Source organism: Azospirillum sp. (assembly GCF_035628975.1).
Lineage (GTDB): Bacteria > Pseudomonadota > Alphaproteobacteria > Azospirillales > Azospirillaceae > Azospirillum.
Genome location: NZ_DASPIS010000057.1, coordinates 14,497 through 30,262 on the forward strand (window position 1 = coordinate 14,497; position 15,766 = coordinate 30,262).

Consider the following 15,766-nt stretch of genomic DNA (forward strand, 5'->3'; position numbering starts at 1 on the left):
ACGTACAAGCACTCTAAACCGTTTCGCCACCTTCGTCACGGCAAACAGTCTAAATCGGGCGAGCCTCGGGCTGAACTGCAGGAAATACTCTTGAGTTCTTTGATTTTCACCTTTGAGCAACAAAAATTCTAACTACTGAATTTCTATTGCTTCAAACCAATTCGCTTCGACTTTCAGGGCCTGCCACAGGCTGCAGGCGCGACGTCAGCACCTCCTTGGTGGCGGCGGCGACCTCCCCAAGCGCCTCGTACAGCGGGTCGTCGGGCGGGCAGGTGCCGGACGACTGCAGCCGTTGTTCCATCAGCGAGGCCAGACGGCTCAAGCGCACGGCGCCGATGTTGGCCGCCGTCCCCTTCAGCGTGTGGGCGATGCGAGGGAGATGGGCCGGGGAATTGCCGGGCGCATCTCCCGCACCGCCCTGCCCGGCCAGCCGGTTGGCTTCCCGGATCGCGGCGATGCTGTCGTCCACCGTCTGCCGGAAGGCGCTCACCGTCCTCGCCCAAGTCTCTTCGCCGATCACCGCACGCAGGGACTCCGCCTGCCCGGCGTCGAGAAGCGGTGCGGTCCGCCACAGTTCGGCAACCGCCGGAACCGGAGCCGGCGATGGACCCGCCGGCGCGGCGACGGTCTCCCTCGCCCTTGCGTCCGAAGAGGACTGCCGAGGACCGGCGGAACCCGTGCCGGATGGCTCCTCCGTCAGGGATGCCGACACGCTGCCCAGTATCTCGAACAGGTCGGCCGATACGATGGGCTTCGTCAGGTAGGCGCTCATGCCTGCGGCGAGATACTCGGCGCGGTGGCCCGGCATGACATTGCCGGTCAGCGCCACGATGGGCAGGCGGGATGCCGGACCCGGCATGGCACGGATGTGGCGGGTGGCGGTGACGCCGTCCATCACCGGCATCTGCACGTCCATCAGGACCAGATCGAACCGATCCTCCTCCACCAGCCGCACGGCCTGCAGCCCGTCCTCCACCGCCGTCACCCGGTGGCCGGCGCGGCGCAGCATGGTGACGACGATGTCGCGGTTGATCTCGTTGTCCTCGGCCACCAGCACGCGCAGGGCGCCGGCTTCTTCCGTCCCCCGCCCGCCCGGCCGCGCTGGTTCCGGGGCGCAAGGCGCGGTCGGGACGCCGTCGCACGGGTCGGCGGCGGGTTCGCAGCGCACGGTGAACCAGAAGGTGCTGCCCTTGCCCTCGGCGCTGACGACGCCGATCCGCCCGCCCATCAGCGTCACCAGTTCGCGGCTGATCGCCAGCCCCAGCCCGGTTCCGCCGAAGCGCCGGGTGGTGGAGCTGTCGCCTTGGGTAAAGCGGCGGAAAAGGGTCGGCTGCACGTCCTCCGGAATGCCGATGCCGGTGTCGGCCACCTCGAACCGCAGGAAGAAGGGACGGCCCGGCACGGCCTCCCCCTCCAGCCCGACCCGCACGGCGACGCCGCCGCGCTGGGTGAATTTCAGCGCGTTGCCGACCAGATTGACCAGCACCTGCCGGATGCGCCGCAGGTCGGCGCGCACGCGGTCCGGCACCGCCGGAGCCACCTCCCGCGTCAGGATCAGGCCGCGTCCGCCGGCCGTCGGTTCCAGCAGGTCGATGCAGTCGCGCATCACGACGCGCAGTTCGAAATCCGCCGGCTCCACCTCCGCCTTGCCGGCCTCGAGCTTGGACAGGTCTAGGATGTCGTCGATGATCTGCAGCAGCGCCTTGCCCGACCGGTTGGCGACGTCCAGCAACTGGCGCTGCTCCTCGTCCAGGTTGGGGCCGTCCACCAGGGCGAGCGCGCCGAGGACGCCGTTCATCGGCGTGCGGATCTCGTGGCTCATGGTGGCCAGGAACTCGCCCTTGGCGCGGTTGGCCTGATCGGCGGCCTCCTTGGCGCGGCGCAGGCTGGCCTCGATCTCGCGCTGGGCGGTGACGTCGCGGAGCGCGCCGGTGACATAGCGGCGCTCTCCTTCCCGCCAGCCGGCCAGCGACGCCTCCAACGGGAACTCGCTGCCGTCCTTGCGCCGCCCCGTCAGTTCCTGCACCTCCGACCGCGGGGTGTCGCCGCCGCCGTCGCGATAGGTGGCCAGCAGCCCGTCGTGGACCGCCCCGACCGCGGCCGGCATCAGCCGGGTCATCGGCCCCCCCACCACCTCCGCCGCCCGATAGCCGAACAGCCGCTCCGCCGCCCGGTTGAAGGCGTCGACGGTGCCGTGTTCGTCGATGGTGACGATCGGCTGGCCGACCGCCTCGAACATGGCGCGGTAGCGCGCCTCGCTTGAGGCAAGCCGGTTGGCGGCCGTCTCCCGCTCGGTGATGTCGGTGGCGGAGCCGCGATAGCCGCGGAAGTCACCGCGCCGGTCGAAGATCGGCCGGCCGCTGACGCTGAAGTAACGCGGCCCGGCCGCCGTCATCACCCGGTAGCGGAAGTTCCGGAACGGTTCCCGCCGCTCCATGACGCGGCGATGCTCCTCCCACTTGGCGCCATCCCCCGGCTCGCGCAGGGCGATATCCTCCCGCCGCAGCCCGATGGGCAGAGAACCGTTGGCGATGTGCGGGACCAGCGGACCGGCAAGACCGGAAAAGCGCAGATCCGCATCCATCTCCCAGAACCAGTCGGAAGCGGTCTCCGCCTGGTCGCGGAACCGCTCCTCGTTCTGGGCGAGGCGCCGGGCGAGCGCGGTGAGCCGCGCCGTCTGCCGCGTCGCCAGCAGCGCAAGCCCGAACAGGCCGAAGCTGCAGACCGTCGCTCCCAGCAGGTAGATCCGCTGCCGCCGCCGGGTGTCGGCCATGAAGGACGCCTCGTCGAAGGCGGCGGTGACGATCAGCGGATAAGCCGACAGGGTGCGGTAGGATTGCAGGCGCAGAATGCCGTCGATCACGCTGGCGGTGCGCAGGAAGCCGGTGGGCTGGCGGCGCGCCATGGCCAGAGTCGCCGAATCGTTCACATCGCGGCCGATGATGCGGTCGTTCATCAGGGAACGGGCGCGCAGGATGCCGTCCGTGCCGATGATCGCCACGGCACCGTTCGGACCGACGTCCAGCTCCTCCAGCGAGCGGCTGAAATAGAAGGGATCCATCGACGCGACCAGCACGCCGGCAAAGCTGCCGTCCGTGCGGTCGATGCGGCGTGTCAGCTGGATCGACCATTTGCCGGACGCCCGGCCGAACACCGGCTTTCCGATGAACAGGCCGGTCTTGGGATTGTTGGCGTGGACGCGGAAATGCTCGCGGTCGGCCAGATGGACGCGGGCGGGGGCATCCTCCACGCTGGTGTAGGTGAGGTCGCCATGTTCGTCGATGATCGCGAGCTGGACCAGGATGCCCGACCGATCCACCGCCTGCCGCAGCATCCGCGACACGCCATGGCTCCAGACATCGCCATGCTCGCGGAAATCGTCGATCATGAACAGAAGGATCTGGTCGGCCTCGGCGATGGTCCTGTTCGCCTGTTCGGCCACGACGCGGGCAAGATTGCCGCCGTCGCGCTCGGCCCGCTCCATGGCCTCCGCATCGTCGTAATGGACCAGCATCAGGGATGCCGCCCATAGCCCGGCGGCAATCACCAGGGTCGCCGCCCAGACGGCCGCGATGAAGCCATGCTGCTGAAGCCGCTCCCCCATCAACTGCGCTCTCCGCCGGTCCGGGCTCCGTCCGGCCCGCCCGCGGCGAGCGCCGCCACCCCACGCGCAAGCCGCGGCAGGTCCACCGGCGTCGGCAGCACGAGGTCGGCAGGCCCGGCAGGTCCGCACGGGGCGTCCCCGCCGTAGAGCACGCAGGGCAGATCACCGCGCAATTCCTTGAGGCGTCCAGCCAGCGCCAAGCCCGCGGGCAGCGCGCTCAAGCCCGGCCCGATCACCACCGCATCGAAAAAGCCGGGCTCCTCGGCGACCACGTCCACCGCATCGCGCAGATCGTCGCAGACGGACACCTCGAAGCCCTGCCGTTCCAGACCGGTCTGGAACCGGTCGCCCGACGCCGGGTCGGCCTCCACCACCAGAACCTGGAGCACCGGAGCCTTGCGCTGCTGCGATGGGAGTGCGGGGGCTGCAGGCGCGGGCACCGGCCGGGGGGGTGAAACGGCGGGAATGTAGAGGCGGATGGCCGTGCCTTCGACAGGATGGGTCAGCAGGCTGAGACCGCCATCGTGGCGCCGCGCCGTCGAAAGGGCCGCCGGCCAGTCGGCATCCTCCCGCGCCGGCTGGCCGCGCCGGTAGCGCGTGCGGACGGACAGCAGCGGGTCGACCAGGGCGAACAGGAGGTCGTCGGCCAGCGGCGCACCGTTGACGCGCAGCTCGAACAGGGTGTGCGGGCCTTCCCGCGGCTGCAGGAGCTGGCGCACATGCCAGCCGGCGCCCGCCGCGTCCTCGCCCTCACCGGAATCCTGGTCTCCGCCGGCAGCCTCCCTGTGGGAACCTCCGCAAGGCGCGGCGCCAGGGACGCCGGATGAGCCGGCCCGCAGGCAGAACCGCAAATCGGAGCCTGAGCCGGTCGCCAGCACGATCTCCGCCGCCAGTCCGGCCAGCGTCCGCGCCAGCAGCCCGGCATCGCAGAGGGGGTCGGGCGTGGCGGGGTCGTGCCGGACCGCCAAGCTGGCCGGCGTCGCCGACGCGGTGCGCAGAAGGGCCGCGGCCTCGTCCAGCACGCTGGCCGCCCGCTGCTGGACGACGGCGGCCGGCTCCATCCTCGCCGCCATCACCAGACGGCGGAATCCCGGACGTGCGCGGTCGAGGGCCAGCAGGATCCGGCCTGCATAGTCGGCCTGGGGCGAGTCGGCCGGCAGGTCGGCGGCGAGGAAATCGGCATAACCGGCCACGGCACCCAGCGCGTTGTTGAGGTCGTGGACGATGGTGCAGGCCAGTTCGGCACGGGCGTCCATTGCCGCCAACTGCTGGGCGCGCAGCTGGGCCGACATCCGGCGCCGCACCTCGTGCAGCGCCTCCTCCAACGCGGCGATCCGGGCGGCGTCCGCGGCGCTTCTCGCACCTCCGCCCCCTTGCTCGGCCGACGGGGACGCGGCGTGCGGCGTGGTAGGTGCTTGGCGTTGCGGCTCCGGTCCCGCGGGCCGGCGGTGCGCGGCCCAGGCACGGAAAAGCGCCAGCCCGGCTGCCGCGCCGGTGCCGGCGGCAATCAAGGGAAGCGCCCAGGGGGCAGCACCGCCCAGCGGGTCGAGCACGGGCAGGAGCAGCACCGCCGAACCCGCCAGAGCGGCCAATGCCGGCGCCGCGACGGCAGTGCCGGAGGCATCCCGGCCGGCAGGAGCAGGGGCCGGCGGGACGGCCGGCCGTGGCAGGGAATGGTCGGATGGGCTCATCGGCGACTCGGGAGTGCGGCCATTTGCGATTGCGCCCCCGCCTTGCGGCGGACCTGACAGCGGACGGGGCAGGAAAGGCGACCGGATGGAGAAGGACTATACCAGAAGGGTCGGGGTCGCGCTGCTGGGACCAGCCCTATGCGTCACCCTGGCCGCCACCCCAAAGGCGGTCCAAAAAGCGCGTCCAGCGACGGCCCCGCCGGTCAGGACGACGCCTCGTCCAGGCTGCGCGACAGCAGTCCCGCCTGCTGGGCCCGGCGGACGGCGTCGGTACGGTTGCGCGCACCCAGCTTGCGCAGGATGCGGCGGGTGTGCAGCTTGACCGTCACCTCCTGCAGGCTCAGATGGCGGCCGATCTCCTTGTTGGTCGCACCGGTGGCGAGCATGGACAGCACCTGCTGTTCCCGGTCGGTCAGGGGGGACGACAGCGCTCCCTCCGGCACGGGATCGTCGGCCTCCTCCGCCTCGTCGATGTCGAGCGACAGGTCGGTCATGTGCATCAGGTCGAGCGCCACGCATTTCGGCACGAAGCTGCCGCCTTCCGCCACCAGCCGCAGAGCCTGCGCCAGGATACGGCGCGGCGTGGTCTTCGGCAGATAGGCTTCGGCACCGCAGCGCAGCACCTCCAGCGCGGTCAGCGGATCCTCCGCCCCCGTCACCACGGCGACCGGCCCCTGAATCCCGGCTTGGCGCAGCACGCTGACCGGGTTGCTTCCCTCGGCACCCGGCATGCGCCAGTCCAGCACGATCAGGTCGTAGCGGAGAGCCACGGCAGGCGCGCCGTCGGAAAGCTGCCGCACCGCCGGCAGTTCCAGCAGCGAACCGATGCAGCCAACCTCGGCATCCGGCCAGGCCTGCCGGACCGACAGCTCAAGCGCATCCCGGAACAGGGGATGGTCGTCTGCCACCAAGATCTTCATCAAACAGCCTCCGCCACCCTCGGCTCCCGCCCGACTCTTTATATCAGCATTCCCCCTTATGCCGGTCGAAATCTTAAGTTTTCGTGGCTTCGGTATATTTCACGTCGGTCACATTGGAACATGCTTCAGTGAAGCCACTCCTTGCCGCGCGCGGGATAATATCCCCACTATCCCATTTCCTGATCCTGCTATCCCAGACTCAACCGCCGCGGAGGGTCGCATCCGGTTATGGTGAAGGCTCAGCGATCCTATCCAGCGCAGCCCGCCGGCATCAAGGCGGACGACGGAAGCGGCGACCATGGACATGACCCTTTACGAGTTGCGGGCGCATCCCGCTTCCTCCCCCGCGACCGCCGCCGACCCAAAGCCCGGCACCATCCTGCTGGTCGATGACGATCCCGACTTCCGCGGCATGACCCGCATCGCCTTCACACGCGCCGGCTACGCCGTCCACGAGGCCGAGAACGGCAACGCCGCCCTGGCGATCCTGGCCGGCCAGACCGTCGATCTGGTCGTGACCGACATCATCATGCCCGAGGCCGACGGATACGAGGTGATCCTGCGGCTGAAGGAACAACCATCGCGCCCGCCATTGATCGCGGTCACCGGCGGCAGCCTGCGGCTGCGCATGGAGCTGCCGGGCATGGCCCGCCTGCTGGGGGCCGACGCGGCGTTCGAAAAGCCGGTCGACCTGTCGGCCCTGCTGGCGGAAGCCGGCCGGCTGATCGCCGCCCGCAAGGGGGACGCCGCCGGATGAACATCCTTATCGTCGACGACGACCGCACCAACCTGTTCATCATGGGCGCCATCGTCCGCCGTCTGGACGATGCGGAGCCCATCGCCATGGAAAACCCGCTCGACGCCATGGAGTGGCTGCGCGGGAACGAGCCGGACCTGATCCTGCTGGACCAGATGATGCCGGACATGGACGGCATGGATCTGCTGCGCCACATCCGCGAGGATTCGCGGCTGGACAATGTTCCGGTGGTGATGATCACCGCCAACACGGCGGTGGACATCCGGGTGCGGGCGCTGGACGAGGGTTGCAGCGATTTCCTGACCAAGCCGATCGTGGTGCCGGAGGTGCAGGCTCGCCTGCGCAACCTGCTGGCCCTGCGCCAGAGCCGCGCCCTGCTGCGCGACCGCGCCGCCCTGCTGGCCGACGAGGTGGAGCGGGTGACCGCCGCCCTCCAGCGCCAGGGGGAGGAGCTGGTCAACCGCCTGTCGCGCGCGTCCGAATACCGCGACCCCGAAACCGGCGCCCATATCGAGCGGATGGCGCTCTATTCGCGCCTCATCGCCGAAGCGGCGGGCTGCGGCGGCGCCTATGCCCAGGAATTGCAGAAGGCGGCGCCGATGCACGACATCGGCAAGATCGGCATCGCCGACATGATCCTGCTGAAGCCGGGGCGGCTGACGCCGGAGGAGATGACGGTGATGCGCCAGCACGCCGCCATCGGCCATCGCATCCTGGCGAACAGCGACATCCCGCTGCTGCGGCTGGCGGCGGAGATCGCGCTCAGCCATCACGAGAAGTACGACGGCAGCGGCTATCCCAACGGTCTGGCCGGCACCGCCATCCCGCTGTCCGGCCGCATCGTCGCCATCGCCGACGTGTTCGACGCCCTCACCTCCACCCGGCCCTATAAACGGTCGTGGACGCTGGAGGAGGCGCGCAGCTTCATGATCGAGCAGCGCGGCCGCCACTTCGACCCCGCCCTGCTCGACGCCTTCCTGTCGCGCTGGGACGAGGTCTGCACCATTCACCGTGAGAATGCCGACGACCTGCCGGAGATCGTGCCGGAGGATGCGTGACCCCCGGCGGAAGCCTCGGTTGGCGATGCGCCCTCAGTTGACGATGCGCCCCTAATTGACGATGCGCCCCTAATTGACGATGCGCCAAGTGCCGTCGGGCTGCAGGCAGGCGGTGCCGTAGACCGGCTGCGACCGGCCGCCGACCATGGCGCGGCTCTGGTATTCGCGGCACTGCTGGCCACTGCGCGAGTAATAGGCCGGACCGGCCGGATCGACGCCGATGGCGGCCGGAGGCGGGGTGTAATACTGCACCACCGGAGGCGGTGGCGCATAGACCACCGGCGGCGGCGCGTAGTACTGCACCACCGGCGGAGGCGGCGCGTAGTAGCGGTGGGGCTGGTAATAGCCGTAACCCGGGAAGAACGGCCCGAAGCCGATGCCGACCGACACCGACGTGCGCGCCTGCGCCGGTCCAGGAACCACGGCCACCGCAGCGGCAGCCGCGGTCGCCAGCATCACAGCACCCAGGGCGAGCGCCCTCCGCACCGTCTTCATCATGTGTCTCCCGGTCGCGACCCCCGGCGGCCCCGCCGCCGACATGCCCGACAGGGCATCATACACCGACCCCGCGGCGCATCACAGGGGCTGCGCGCGGGGGCGTATGCGGGACGATCGGACCTATCAGATGTCGAGCGGCAGGTTGTCGGGGTCGAAGCCCAGCTGCTCCACGATGGCGCGGGCGAGCGGGATGCTGGTCTCGAACCGCCATTCGGCCGTGCCCGGACGGTATTCCGACACATTGGGACGGCCGTTGGCGAAGCGGCGCGGGTGCAGCTCGTACCAATAGATGTCGCCGAGCGCGACGCCCTGCTCCTTCGCATAGGCTTCGGCGATGCCCGGCCAGTCGTTCACGGCCGGCTGGGGCGACCCGGCCGCCTTGGCGATGTCGGTCTGTTCCAGGAAGGCGACGATGCGCTTCCCCTCGCGTTCGAAATCGGCGACCCGGATGGTGACGGGCTGCTTTCCCTCACGCTGATAGGTCCACTCGCAGTTCTTTTCGACCAAGGCCTTGTCCACGGCAAATGCTCCGGTTCACTCCTGCAAAGGCTAACCGACCGGCCCGCCTTAAGCCAACTGTTCCGTTGCCTTATCCGAACGAGCACGAGCCCTCGCGACCCCGTGCCCCCCGGCACGGCGGATCAAAGGTTACCAAAGCACGACGCTTTTTCTTTGTACACGGGAATTGTAACGCCCGGCCTGCGCCGGGCGTCCATTCTGCCGTCCGCAGCCCTCTCGTCAGTATCCCAGCGTCATGCCGTCGGGGTTGCGCGGGTCGGAATAGCCGTACAGCCCGTCCTCGCGCAGCTGGATGGTCTGGGTGCGGCCCATCGTCGGCTTCACCGCGACCTTGTGGCCCATCTGCTCCAGCAGGCGGACGGTGTCGGAGCTGAGACCCTTCTCCACCCGCAGCTCGTCGGGGGTCCACTGGTGATGGACGCGCGGCAGGGCGGCGGCCTCGGCCGGGTTCATGCCGAAGTCGATGTGGTCGATCACCGTTTCCATGGTGGTGGTGATGATGCGGCTGCCGCCGGGGCTGCCGGTGACCAGCCAGGGCTTGCCGTCCTTCAGCACGATGGTCGGCGACATGGAGCTGAGCGGCCGCTTGAAAGGCTGGATGGCGTTGGCGTCGCCGCCGATCAGCCCGAAGGCGTTGGGCACGCCCGGCTTGGCCGAGAAGTCGTCCATCTCGTTGTTCAGCAGGATGCCGGTGCCCGCGGCGACGATGCCGCTGCCGAAATTGAGGTTCAGCGTGTAGGTGGTGCTGACCACGTTGCCCCGGCTGTCCGCCACCGAGTAATGGGTGGTCTGGTCGCTCTCGTAGGGGGCCGGCTTGCCGGGCTTGATGCTGCTGGCCGGGGTCGCCTTTTCCGGATCGATCTTCGCCGCCAGCTCGTCGGCATATTTGCGCGAGGTCAGGCCCTTCACCGGCACCTTGGTGAAGTCGGGATCGCCCAGATATTCGGAGCGGTCGGCATAGGCGAGCTTCATGGACTCAGCCATCAGATGGATCGACCGGGCACTGGCCGGGCCGTACTCCTTCAGCGGCCAGCGTTCCAGCATGTTCAGCATCTGGATGATGTGCGTCCCGCCGGAGCTGGGCGGCGGCATCGACTTCACCGTATAGCCGCGATAGCTGCCGCTGACCGGCTCGCGCTCCACCACCTTGTAGGCTTTCAGGTCTTCCTTGGTGATGGCGCCGCCGTGTTTGGCCATCTCCGCCGCGATCTTCTCGGCGATCTCCCCCTCGTAGAAGGCCTTCGGCCCCTGCCGGGCGATCATCTCCAGCGAGGTGGCGAGGTCGGCGTTGACCAGCGTCTCCCCGGCGGTCAGCGGGCGGTCGCCCTTGAAGAAGACGGCGCGGGTGGCGTCCCATTTGGCCAGATGGTCGCGTTCGACCTCCAGCAGGCCGGCAAGCTGCGGGGTGACGGTGTGGCCTTCGCGCGCCAGCCTGATCGCCGGGGCCAGCACGTCGGCCAGCGGCATCGTGCCGTATTTCTCCAGCGCGTGGGCAAGCCCGGCGACCGTGCCGGGAATGCCCACCGCCAGATGGGTGTAGAGCGAGCGGTCCGGGACCACCTTGCCCTGCGCGTCCAGATACATGTCGCGGAAGGCCTTGGCCGGCGCCATCTCGCGGAAGTCGATGGCGATGTCCTTCCCGCTGGCCGCGTCATGGACGATCATGAATCCGCCGCCGCCGACATTGCCGGCGTTGGGCAGAACCACCGCCAGCGCGAAGCCGACGGCGACCGCCGCGTCGACCGCGTTCCCGCCGCGCTTGAGGATATCGACGCCGATCTCCGTCGCCAGCCTGTGCTCCGAGGCCACCATCCCGTTCTGCGAACGGACGGGATAGAAGATGTCGTAGCCGAGGTCGTAGCGGACCGATGCCGGGGCCGAGGTGGCGGCGGGGGCGGCTGCCGGAGCCTGTTGGGGAGCCTTCTGGGCAAGGACCGGAGCCGGCAGGACCAGGGCCGAGCCGACGCAGAGCGCAGCCACCGCCGCGATGGAGGAACGGGACCGTAAAGCGGGAAACCACATGCGGTGAATCTCCTGAGCGGGACGACAGGTCGGGGGCTGCAACCCGGGTCCCGCAGGATGTCACACCCGCGGCGCCCGGTCTTCACCCCGTCGCTGGTCTGCCCAACAATTCACCATCAGGGTTAATGGCGTCGCTCATTCCCGTGAATGGACTGTGACGGCCGGTGAATGGATTGCGACGCGGTTCAGGGCGCGGCCGCCGCTGCCGTCAGTAGGTCTCCGCCATCCGCGACCGGCTCATGCTGCCGGAGCCGGCATCGTAGGAGCCGTGGGAGCCATGATGCCCCAGCGCGTCCTGGTGGTCGCCGGACAGACGCTCCTTCACCGGGCAGTGGCCGCTCATGCCGCGGGCGACCAGGGCGGCCCCGACCAGCCCCATGATGGCGCCGGGAATGCTGGCGCCCTTGCGCAGGCCGCCCGCCACGACGGCAAGGCCGAGACCGGTCGAGACGATGCGCTCACCCATGCCCATGTTGGTGTGGCCTTCGAAGACGCTGTCATAGGCATGGCGGATCGAGGATTGGGCGTTCATGGCTGCTCCGGAGGACATTGGGGGTGGGATGCCCCTTCCAACGCGGTACATCCCCGTCTGTTCCCTCCCCTGCCGTCGCCGTGAGGCCCCGGCGGGCGTTCAATCCTCGGCCGCCGCCATGTGGCGGATGGAGCGGGCCAGCCGCGACGGTTCCACCGGCTTGGACAGCACGGTCAGCGCCACTTCCTGGGCTGCGGCGGTGGTGGTCAGATCCTGGGCATAGCCGGTGACCATCAGGATCGGCGTGGCGTCCTGCCGGGCACGCAGGGCGCGGGCCATGTCCAGCCCGGTCATTCCCGGCATCATGTGGTCGGTGACGATCACGTCCGGCCGGAAGCCGTGGTCGAGCAGGGACAGCGCCGCCGCCGCGTCGGCCGCCTCCCGCACCGAGAAGCCGGCCTGCGCCAGATATTCTGCGGTGGCGGTGCGCACCAGTTCCTCATCATCCACCAGAAGGACGGCGCAGCCGCTCCCGGCAGCGACATCGCCCCCGCTACCGATCTCGTTCGCGGCAGTTTCCCCCGTTCCCCCAGCCGGCGCGGCGGCCGGTTCCGTCAGGGCGCGCGGCAGGTAGAGCGTCACCGTGGTGCCACGCCCGGGCCGGCTGTCCAGTTCCACCCCGCCGCCCGACTGGGTCGCCAGCCCATGCACCATGCTGAGCCCCAGGCCGGTGCCGCGCCCGACCTCCTTGGTGGTGAAGAAGGGTTCGAAGGCGCGGGCAGCGACCTCGGCCGGCATGCCGGTGCCGGTGTCGCACACCTTCAGCACCACATAGTCCCCGGCAGAGAGGTTGGGCACCGCATCGGCGGCGACCGTCCGGTTGGCGGCCGTGATCCACAGCATGCCGCCGCCGGGCATGGCGTCGCGGGCGTTCAGTGCGAGATTCAGCAGGGCCATTTCCAGCTGGGTCGGGTCGATCATCGCCGGCCAGAGGCCGGGCGCGACCTCCACCTCGATCCGCACCGACTGGCCCAGCGTGCGGCCGAGCAGGCGGCTGACCCGCTCCACCAGCCCGGCGACGTCGACCGGCATCGGCCGAAGCTGCTGCCGGCGCGAGAAGGCCAGCAGATGCTGGGTCAGGGTGGCGCCCCGCTCCACCGCCTGCAGGGCCAGACGGGCCGGGCCGGTGATGCGCTCGTCGTCGCTTCGGCTGTCGATGACGTGCAGGTTGATGCCGATGGCCTGGAGCAGGTTGTTGAAATCATGGGCGACCCCGCCGGTCAGCTGGCCGATCGCCTCCATCTTCTGGCTCTGGCGCAGGGCGTGCTCCGCCTGTTCGCGCCCCTCCACCGCAAGGCGGGCGGCGTCCATCGCCTGCGTCGCCGCCTCGTAGGCGCTGAACTGGCGGGCCAGCGCCCATAAGGACAGCAGCAGCGCGGCGACGCCGATGGTGCCGGCGGCCCCGATGGTCCAGGCCTGGATGCGCCACTCGCTCAGCACCGCCTCCAGCTTGCGGGTGACGTTGACGACCAGCGGATAATCGGCAAGCGCCCGCGTCGCCACCATCCGCGGTCCGTCATTCAGCCCGACGGGGGCGAGATAGACGCCCGACCGGGCCTTCTGCAGCACCTCCAGGAAGAGGCGCTGGCCCAGCGGTCGGCCGATGTCGGGCAGGAACGGATAGCGGGCCAGCAGGATGCCGTCGCGCCGCCACAGGCTGATGCTTCCGTCGCCGTCGGGCTGCAGCGCCTTATAGAGCCGTTCGAAATAGCTGAGCTCGATGGCGCCCAGCACGAGGCCGACGAAGCTGCCGTCCGGCCCGCTGATGCGGCGGGCCAGATAGATGGTCCAGCTGCCGTTGCCGCGGTTCTGCACCGGTTCGCTGATGAAGGGCTCCGCGGTGTCGTGGTCGCGCAGATAGGCGAAGTAATCGCGGTCGGCCACGTTGACCGGCGGAATCGGGTAATAGCGCGAGAAATTGATCAGGTGCCCGTCGGCCGCGATCATCGTCACCGCGTCCAGCTGCGGCAGGCCGGAGATCCGCGCCCGCAGCATCTGGTAGGTGTCGCGCCCGCCCATCCGGCGGATATAGTCGCCGGGCGTGGCGATCCCCTCCGACTTCATCTGGTCGATGATGGTGGTCAGGACCAGATCGACGCTCTGCATCGCGCGGGTCGTCTGTTCGGCCAGCGACAGGTTCAGGGTCGACAGCTCGCGCTCCGCCCCCTCCATCTCGCGCTCGTGCATGCTGCCGATATAGTGGACCGTCGCCGCCAGCAGGACGGCGACCGACAGCCCGCCGATCAGCAGAAGGAGGCGAAGCGGCCGGCTGGCGCGCAGATGGGCCAGCCACTGCCCGATCGGGGACTTCGGCAGCCCGCCGTCCGGTCGCGCCATCCTGTCGGAAGAGATCAAGGCACGCCTATGGTGTAGTGTCTAACTTATCGACTGGAATGATCCGGACGCCGTACCGTCCCGTCAAGACCGTCAAGGCTAATAGGACCTTGACGGCCGCAACCGCCAAACCGGCAAGCCGCCGGATCAGGCCCGCGCCCGCATGGGCCCCGGCAGCTTCAGCACCGACAGGGCAAGGCCGGCGAAGACCAGCAGCCCGCCGGCCAGCTTGGCCGCGGTGAAGGTCTCGCCCAGAAGGAGCGCGCTGGAACTCATGCCGAAGATGGGCACGAGCAGCGAGAAGGGCGCGACGAGGCTGGCCGGATAATGCCGCATCAGGAAGCCCCAGGCGGCGAAGCCGAACAGCGTCGCCCCCGCCGCGATGTAAACCAGCGAGCCGACGCCAACGATCGTCAGGGTGGTGAAGGCGTGGACGATGCGCTCCGGCCCCTCCAGCGCCAGCGACATCGCCAGCAGCGGCAACGGCGGGATCAGGCTGACCCAGACCATCAGGCTGAACAGGTCGGGCGCCTTGGCCTGCTTCATCACGATGTTCGACACGCCCCAGGCCGCCGCCGCCGCCATCGTCAGGGCAAGGCCGAGCAGCGAGTCGCCCGCCGGCATCTCCAGTGCGATCAGGCCGACTCCGGCAAAGGCGACGATCATGCCGGCGATCTGCCGCGGTCCAGGCCGGTCGCCCAGCATCAGGGCGGCGAAGATTGCGGTGAAGAATGCCTGCGCCTGCAAAACCAGCGAGGCGAGCCCGGCCGGCATGCCGACGTCGATTCCCAGGAACAGCAGCGGAAACTTCACCACGCCCAGCATCACGCCGATTCCGATCACGAATTTCCAGGGCACCGGCGGCCCCTTGGCCCAGCCCAGCACCAGGATCGGCAGCGCCGCCAGCGCGAAACGCAGGCAGGAGAAGAGCAGCGGCGGGAAATCGCGCAATCCGACCTTGATCGCGACGAAGTTGAAGCCCCAGACGGCGGCGACCGCCACCGCGAGCAAAATGTGGGAAGCACGCATGATGCGCAGGCTAAACGGGTGCGGACGAGCCGGTCAATCGAAGGTTGGGCGTTCCCGTCGCGGGGCTGACCTGCGCGGTCCCGTCAGGGATCGGCGTGCAGAATCCGGCATTCGTCCGACGCGTTGATCGCCCAGGACGACCCCGCCAGCACCATCGTGCCGATATCGCCGAGGCCGCTGCTGCGGAAGCTGACGCGGCGGGCGCGGGCCAGCGGCTCCAGATCCTCCAGGAAGCTCTTGGTCGGGATGGCGACATAGAGGCTGCCGTTGGGCAGGCCGCGGGCGCTCAGCGACATCCGCGATCCCTGGTCCAGGCTGGCCGCCAGATCGTAACGCTCGCCGGGCTTCACCGCCGCTCCGCTGTCCGACGGGGCGAAGCCCGACAGGATGAAACCCGATTCGGTCGAGGCGGTGCGGAAGGTCAGGCGCGGAGCGGCATCCTGGCCGACCGCAATCCCGCGCTCGGCGACGCAGAAGGCCTTGCCGCCGGGGGGCGTGTGGATGGTGACGGTCCAGCCCTTGCCGGCGCTGAAGGGCTTGGCCGGTCCGTCCGGCAACCCTGCGGCGGGCGGCGGCGGGGCCGGAGGCGGCGGCACCGTCTCGCAGGCGGCGAGCGCCAGCACGAGGCCGGTCAGCAGGGCCAAAGGCGTCGCCGCCCGGACGGCGCGGCGGCTCATGAAGGCCGGCCGCAGTCGGACGACGGATGCAAGGTGCGGCCGATCCATCGCGGCGTCCTCCCCATCCCTGAACGTGATGCGGCGATCTGCATACCACGTTCGCATGCATCCGGCGACCGTCGCGG

General features: G+C 69.5%; 12 protein-coding genes. 2 read left to right on the top strand and 10 right to left on the bottom strand.

Going from position 1 to position 15,766, the window contains the following annotated elements; genetic code table 11:
- Positions 1 to 151: 151 nt before the first annotated feature.
- The 3 genes from VD964_RS12825 to VD964_RS12835 form a co-directional block, all read right to left on the bottom strand.
- Positions 152 to 3,604 (bottom strand): PAS domain S-box protein, encoded by a 3,453-nt coding sequence (locus VD964_RS12825; RefSeq protein WP_324868971.1) that lies wholly within the window; start codon positions 3,602 to 3,604, stop codon positions 152 to 154.
- The gene (locus VD964_RS12830) at positions 3,604 to 5,295 is read right to left on the bottom strand and encodes a hypothetical protein (protein ID WP_324868972.1); all 1,692 of its coding nucleotides are present in this window, start codon (positions 5,293 to 5,295) and stop codon (positions 3,604 to 3,606) included. Before VD964_RS12830 ends, VD964_RS12825 begins: the two co-directional genes overlap by 1 nt.
- Before the next feature lie 203 nt (positions 5,296 to 5,498).
- Positions 5,499 to 6,215 (bottom strand): response regulator transcription factor, encoded by a 717-nt coding sequence (locus VD964_RS12835; protein ID WP_324868973.1) that lies wholly within the window; start codon positions 6,213 to 6,215, stop codon positions 5,499 to 5,501.
- A 298-nt stretch (positions 6,216 to 6,513) separates the two neighbouring features.
- Here VD964_RS12835 and VD964_RS12840 point away from each other — a divergent pair, with 298 nt between their 5' ends.
- Together VD964_RS12840 and VD964_RS12845 are read left to right on the top strand one after the other, a co-directional pair.
- Positions 6,514 to 6,972, top strand: a complete 459-nt coding sequence (locus VD964_RS12840; RefSeq protein ID WP_324868974.1) for a response regulator — start codon at positions 6,514 to 6,516, stop codon at positions 6,970 to 6,972.
- Positions 6,969 to 8,030 (top strand): HD domain-containing phosphohydrolase, encoded by a 1,062-nt coding sequence (locus VD964_RS12845; protein WP_324868975.1) that lies wholly within the window; start codon positions 6,969 to 6,971, stop codon positions 8,028 to 8,030. Before VD964_RS12840 ends, VD964_RS12845 begins: the two co-directional genes overlap by 4 nt.
- A 69-nt stretch (positions 8,031 to 8,099) precedes the next feature.
- Here VD964_RS12845 and VD964_RS12850 read toward each other — a convergent pair whose 3' ends face one another.
- The 7 genes from VD964_RS12850 to VD964_RS12880 form a co-directional block, all read right to left on the bottom strand.
- Entirely contained in the window at positions 8,100 to 8,528 is a 429-nt protein-coding gene (locus tag VD964_RS12850) for a hypothetical protein (protein WP_324868976.1), read from the bottom strand.
- Between the two features lie 123 nt (positions 8,529 to 8,651).
- Positions 8,652 to 9,047, bottom strand: coding sequence for a hypothetical protein (locus VD964_RS12855; RefSeq protein WP_324868977.1), 396 nt, complete (start codon positions 9,045 to 9,047; stop codon positions 8,652 to 8,654).
- 219 nt (positions 9,048 to 9,266) lie between these two features.
- Positions 9,267 to 11,069, bottom strand: a complete 1,803-nt coding sequence (ggt, locus tag VD964_RS12860; protein ID WP_324868978.1) for a gamma-glutamyltransferase — start codon at positions 11,067 to 11,069, stop codon at positions 9,267 to 9,269.
- A gap of 208 nt (positions 11,070 to 11,277) precedes the next feature.
- A complete protein-coding gene (locus VD964_RS12865) occupies positions 11,278 to 11,601 on the bottom strand; it encodes a DUF2892 domain-containing protein (protein WP_324868979.1) in 324 nt (107 codons plus the stop codon).
- A gap of 99 nt (positions 11,602 to 11,700) precedes the next feature.
- Positions 11,701 to 13,938: a hybrid sensor histidine kinase/response regulator gene (locus VD964_RS12870; RefSeq protein WP_324868980.1), complete on the bottom strand. Its 2,238-nt coding sequence runs from the start codon at positions 13,936 to 13,938 to the stop codon at positions 11,701 to 11,703.
- A gap of 144 nt (positions 13,939 to 14,082) precedes the next feature.
- Complete coding sequence (locus tag VD964_RS12875) at positions 14,083 to 14,964, bottom strand: EamA family transporter (protein ID WP_324868981.1); 882 nt, start codon at positions 14,962 to 14,964, stop codon at positions 14,083 to 14,085.
- Between the two features lie 83 nt (positions 14,965 to 15,047).
- The gene (locus tag VD964_RS12880) at positions 15,048 to 15,689 is read right to left on the bottom strand and encodes a hypothetical protein (protein WP_324868982.1); all 642 of its coding nucleotides are present in this window, start codon (positions 15,687 to 15,689) and stop codon (positions 15,048 to 15,050) included.
- Between the last annotated feature and the right edge of the window lie 77 nt (positions 15,690 to 15,766).

Excerpts from the sequence above, each read along its gene's own strand:
- VD964_RS12865 (WP_324868979.1), bottom strand. The coding sequence starts at position 11,601 with ATGAACGCCCAATCCTCGATCCGCCATGCCTATGACAGCGTCTTCGAA.
- VD964_RS12835 (WP_324868973.1), bottom strand. The coding sequence starts at position 6,215 with ATGAAGATCTTGGTGGCAGACGACCATCCCCTGTTCCGGGATGCGCTT.
- VD964_RS12870 (WP_324868980.1), bottom strand. The coding sequence starts at position 13,938 with ATGGCGCGACCGGACGGCGGGCTGCCGAAGTCCCCGATCGGGCAGTGG.
- VD964_RS12830 (WP_324868972.1), bottom strand. The coding sequence starts at position 5,295 with ATGAGCCCATCCGACCATTCCCTGCCACGGCCGGCCGTCCCGCCGGCC.
- VD964_RS12840 (WP_324868974.1), top strand. The coding sequence starts at position 6,514 with ATGGACATGACCCTTTACGAGTTGCGGGCGCATCCCGCTTCCTCCCCC.
- VD964_RS12845 (WP_324868975.1), top strand. The coding sequence starts at position 6,969 with ATGAACATCCTTATCGTCGACGACGACCGCACCAACCTGTTCATCATG.
- VD964_RS12825 (WP_324868971.1), bottom strand. The coding sequence starts at position 3,604 with ATGGGGGAGCGGCTTCAGCAGCATGGCTTCATCGCGGCCGTCTGGGCG.
- ggt (WP_324868978.1), bottom strand. The coding sequence starts at position 11,069 with ATGTGGTTTCCCGCTTTACGGTCCCGTTCCTCCATCGCGGCGGTGGCT.
- VD964_RS12850 (WP_324868976.1), bottom strand. The coding sequence starts at position 8,528 with ATGATGAAGACGGTGCGGAGGGCGCTCGCCCTGGGTGCTGTGATGCTG.
- VD964_RS12875 (WP_324868981.1), bottom strand. The coding sequence starts at position 14,964 with ATGCGTGCTTCCCACATTTTGCTCGCGGTGGCGGTCGCCGCCGTCTGG.
- VD964_RS12880 (WP_324868982.1), bottom strand. The coding sequence starts at position 15,689 with ATGGATCGGCCGCACCTTGCATCCGTCGTCCGACTGCGGCCGGCCTTC.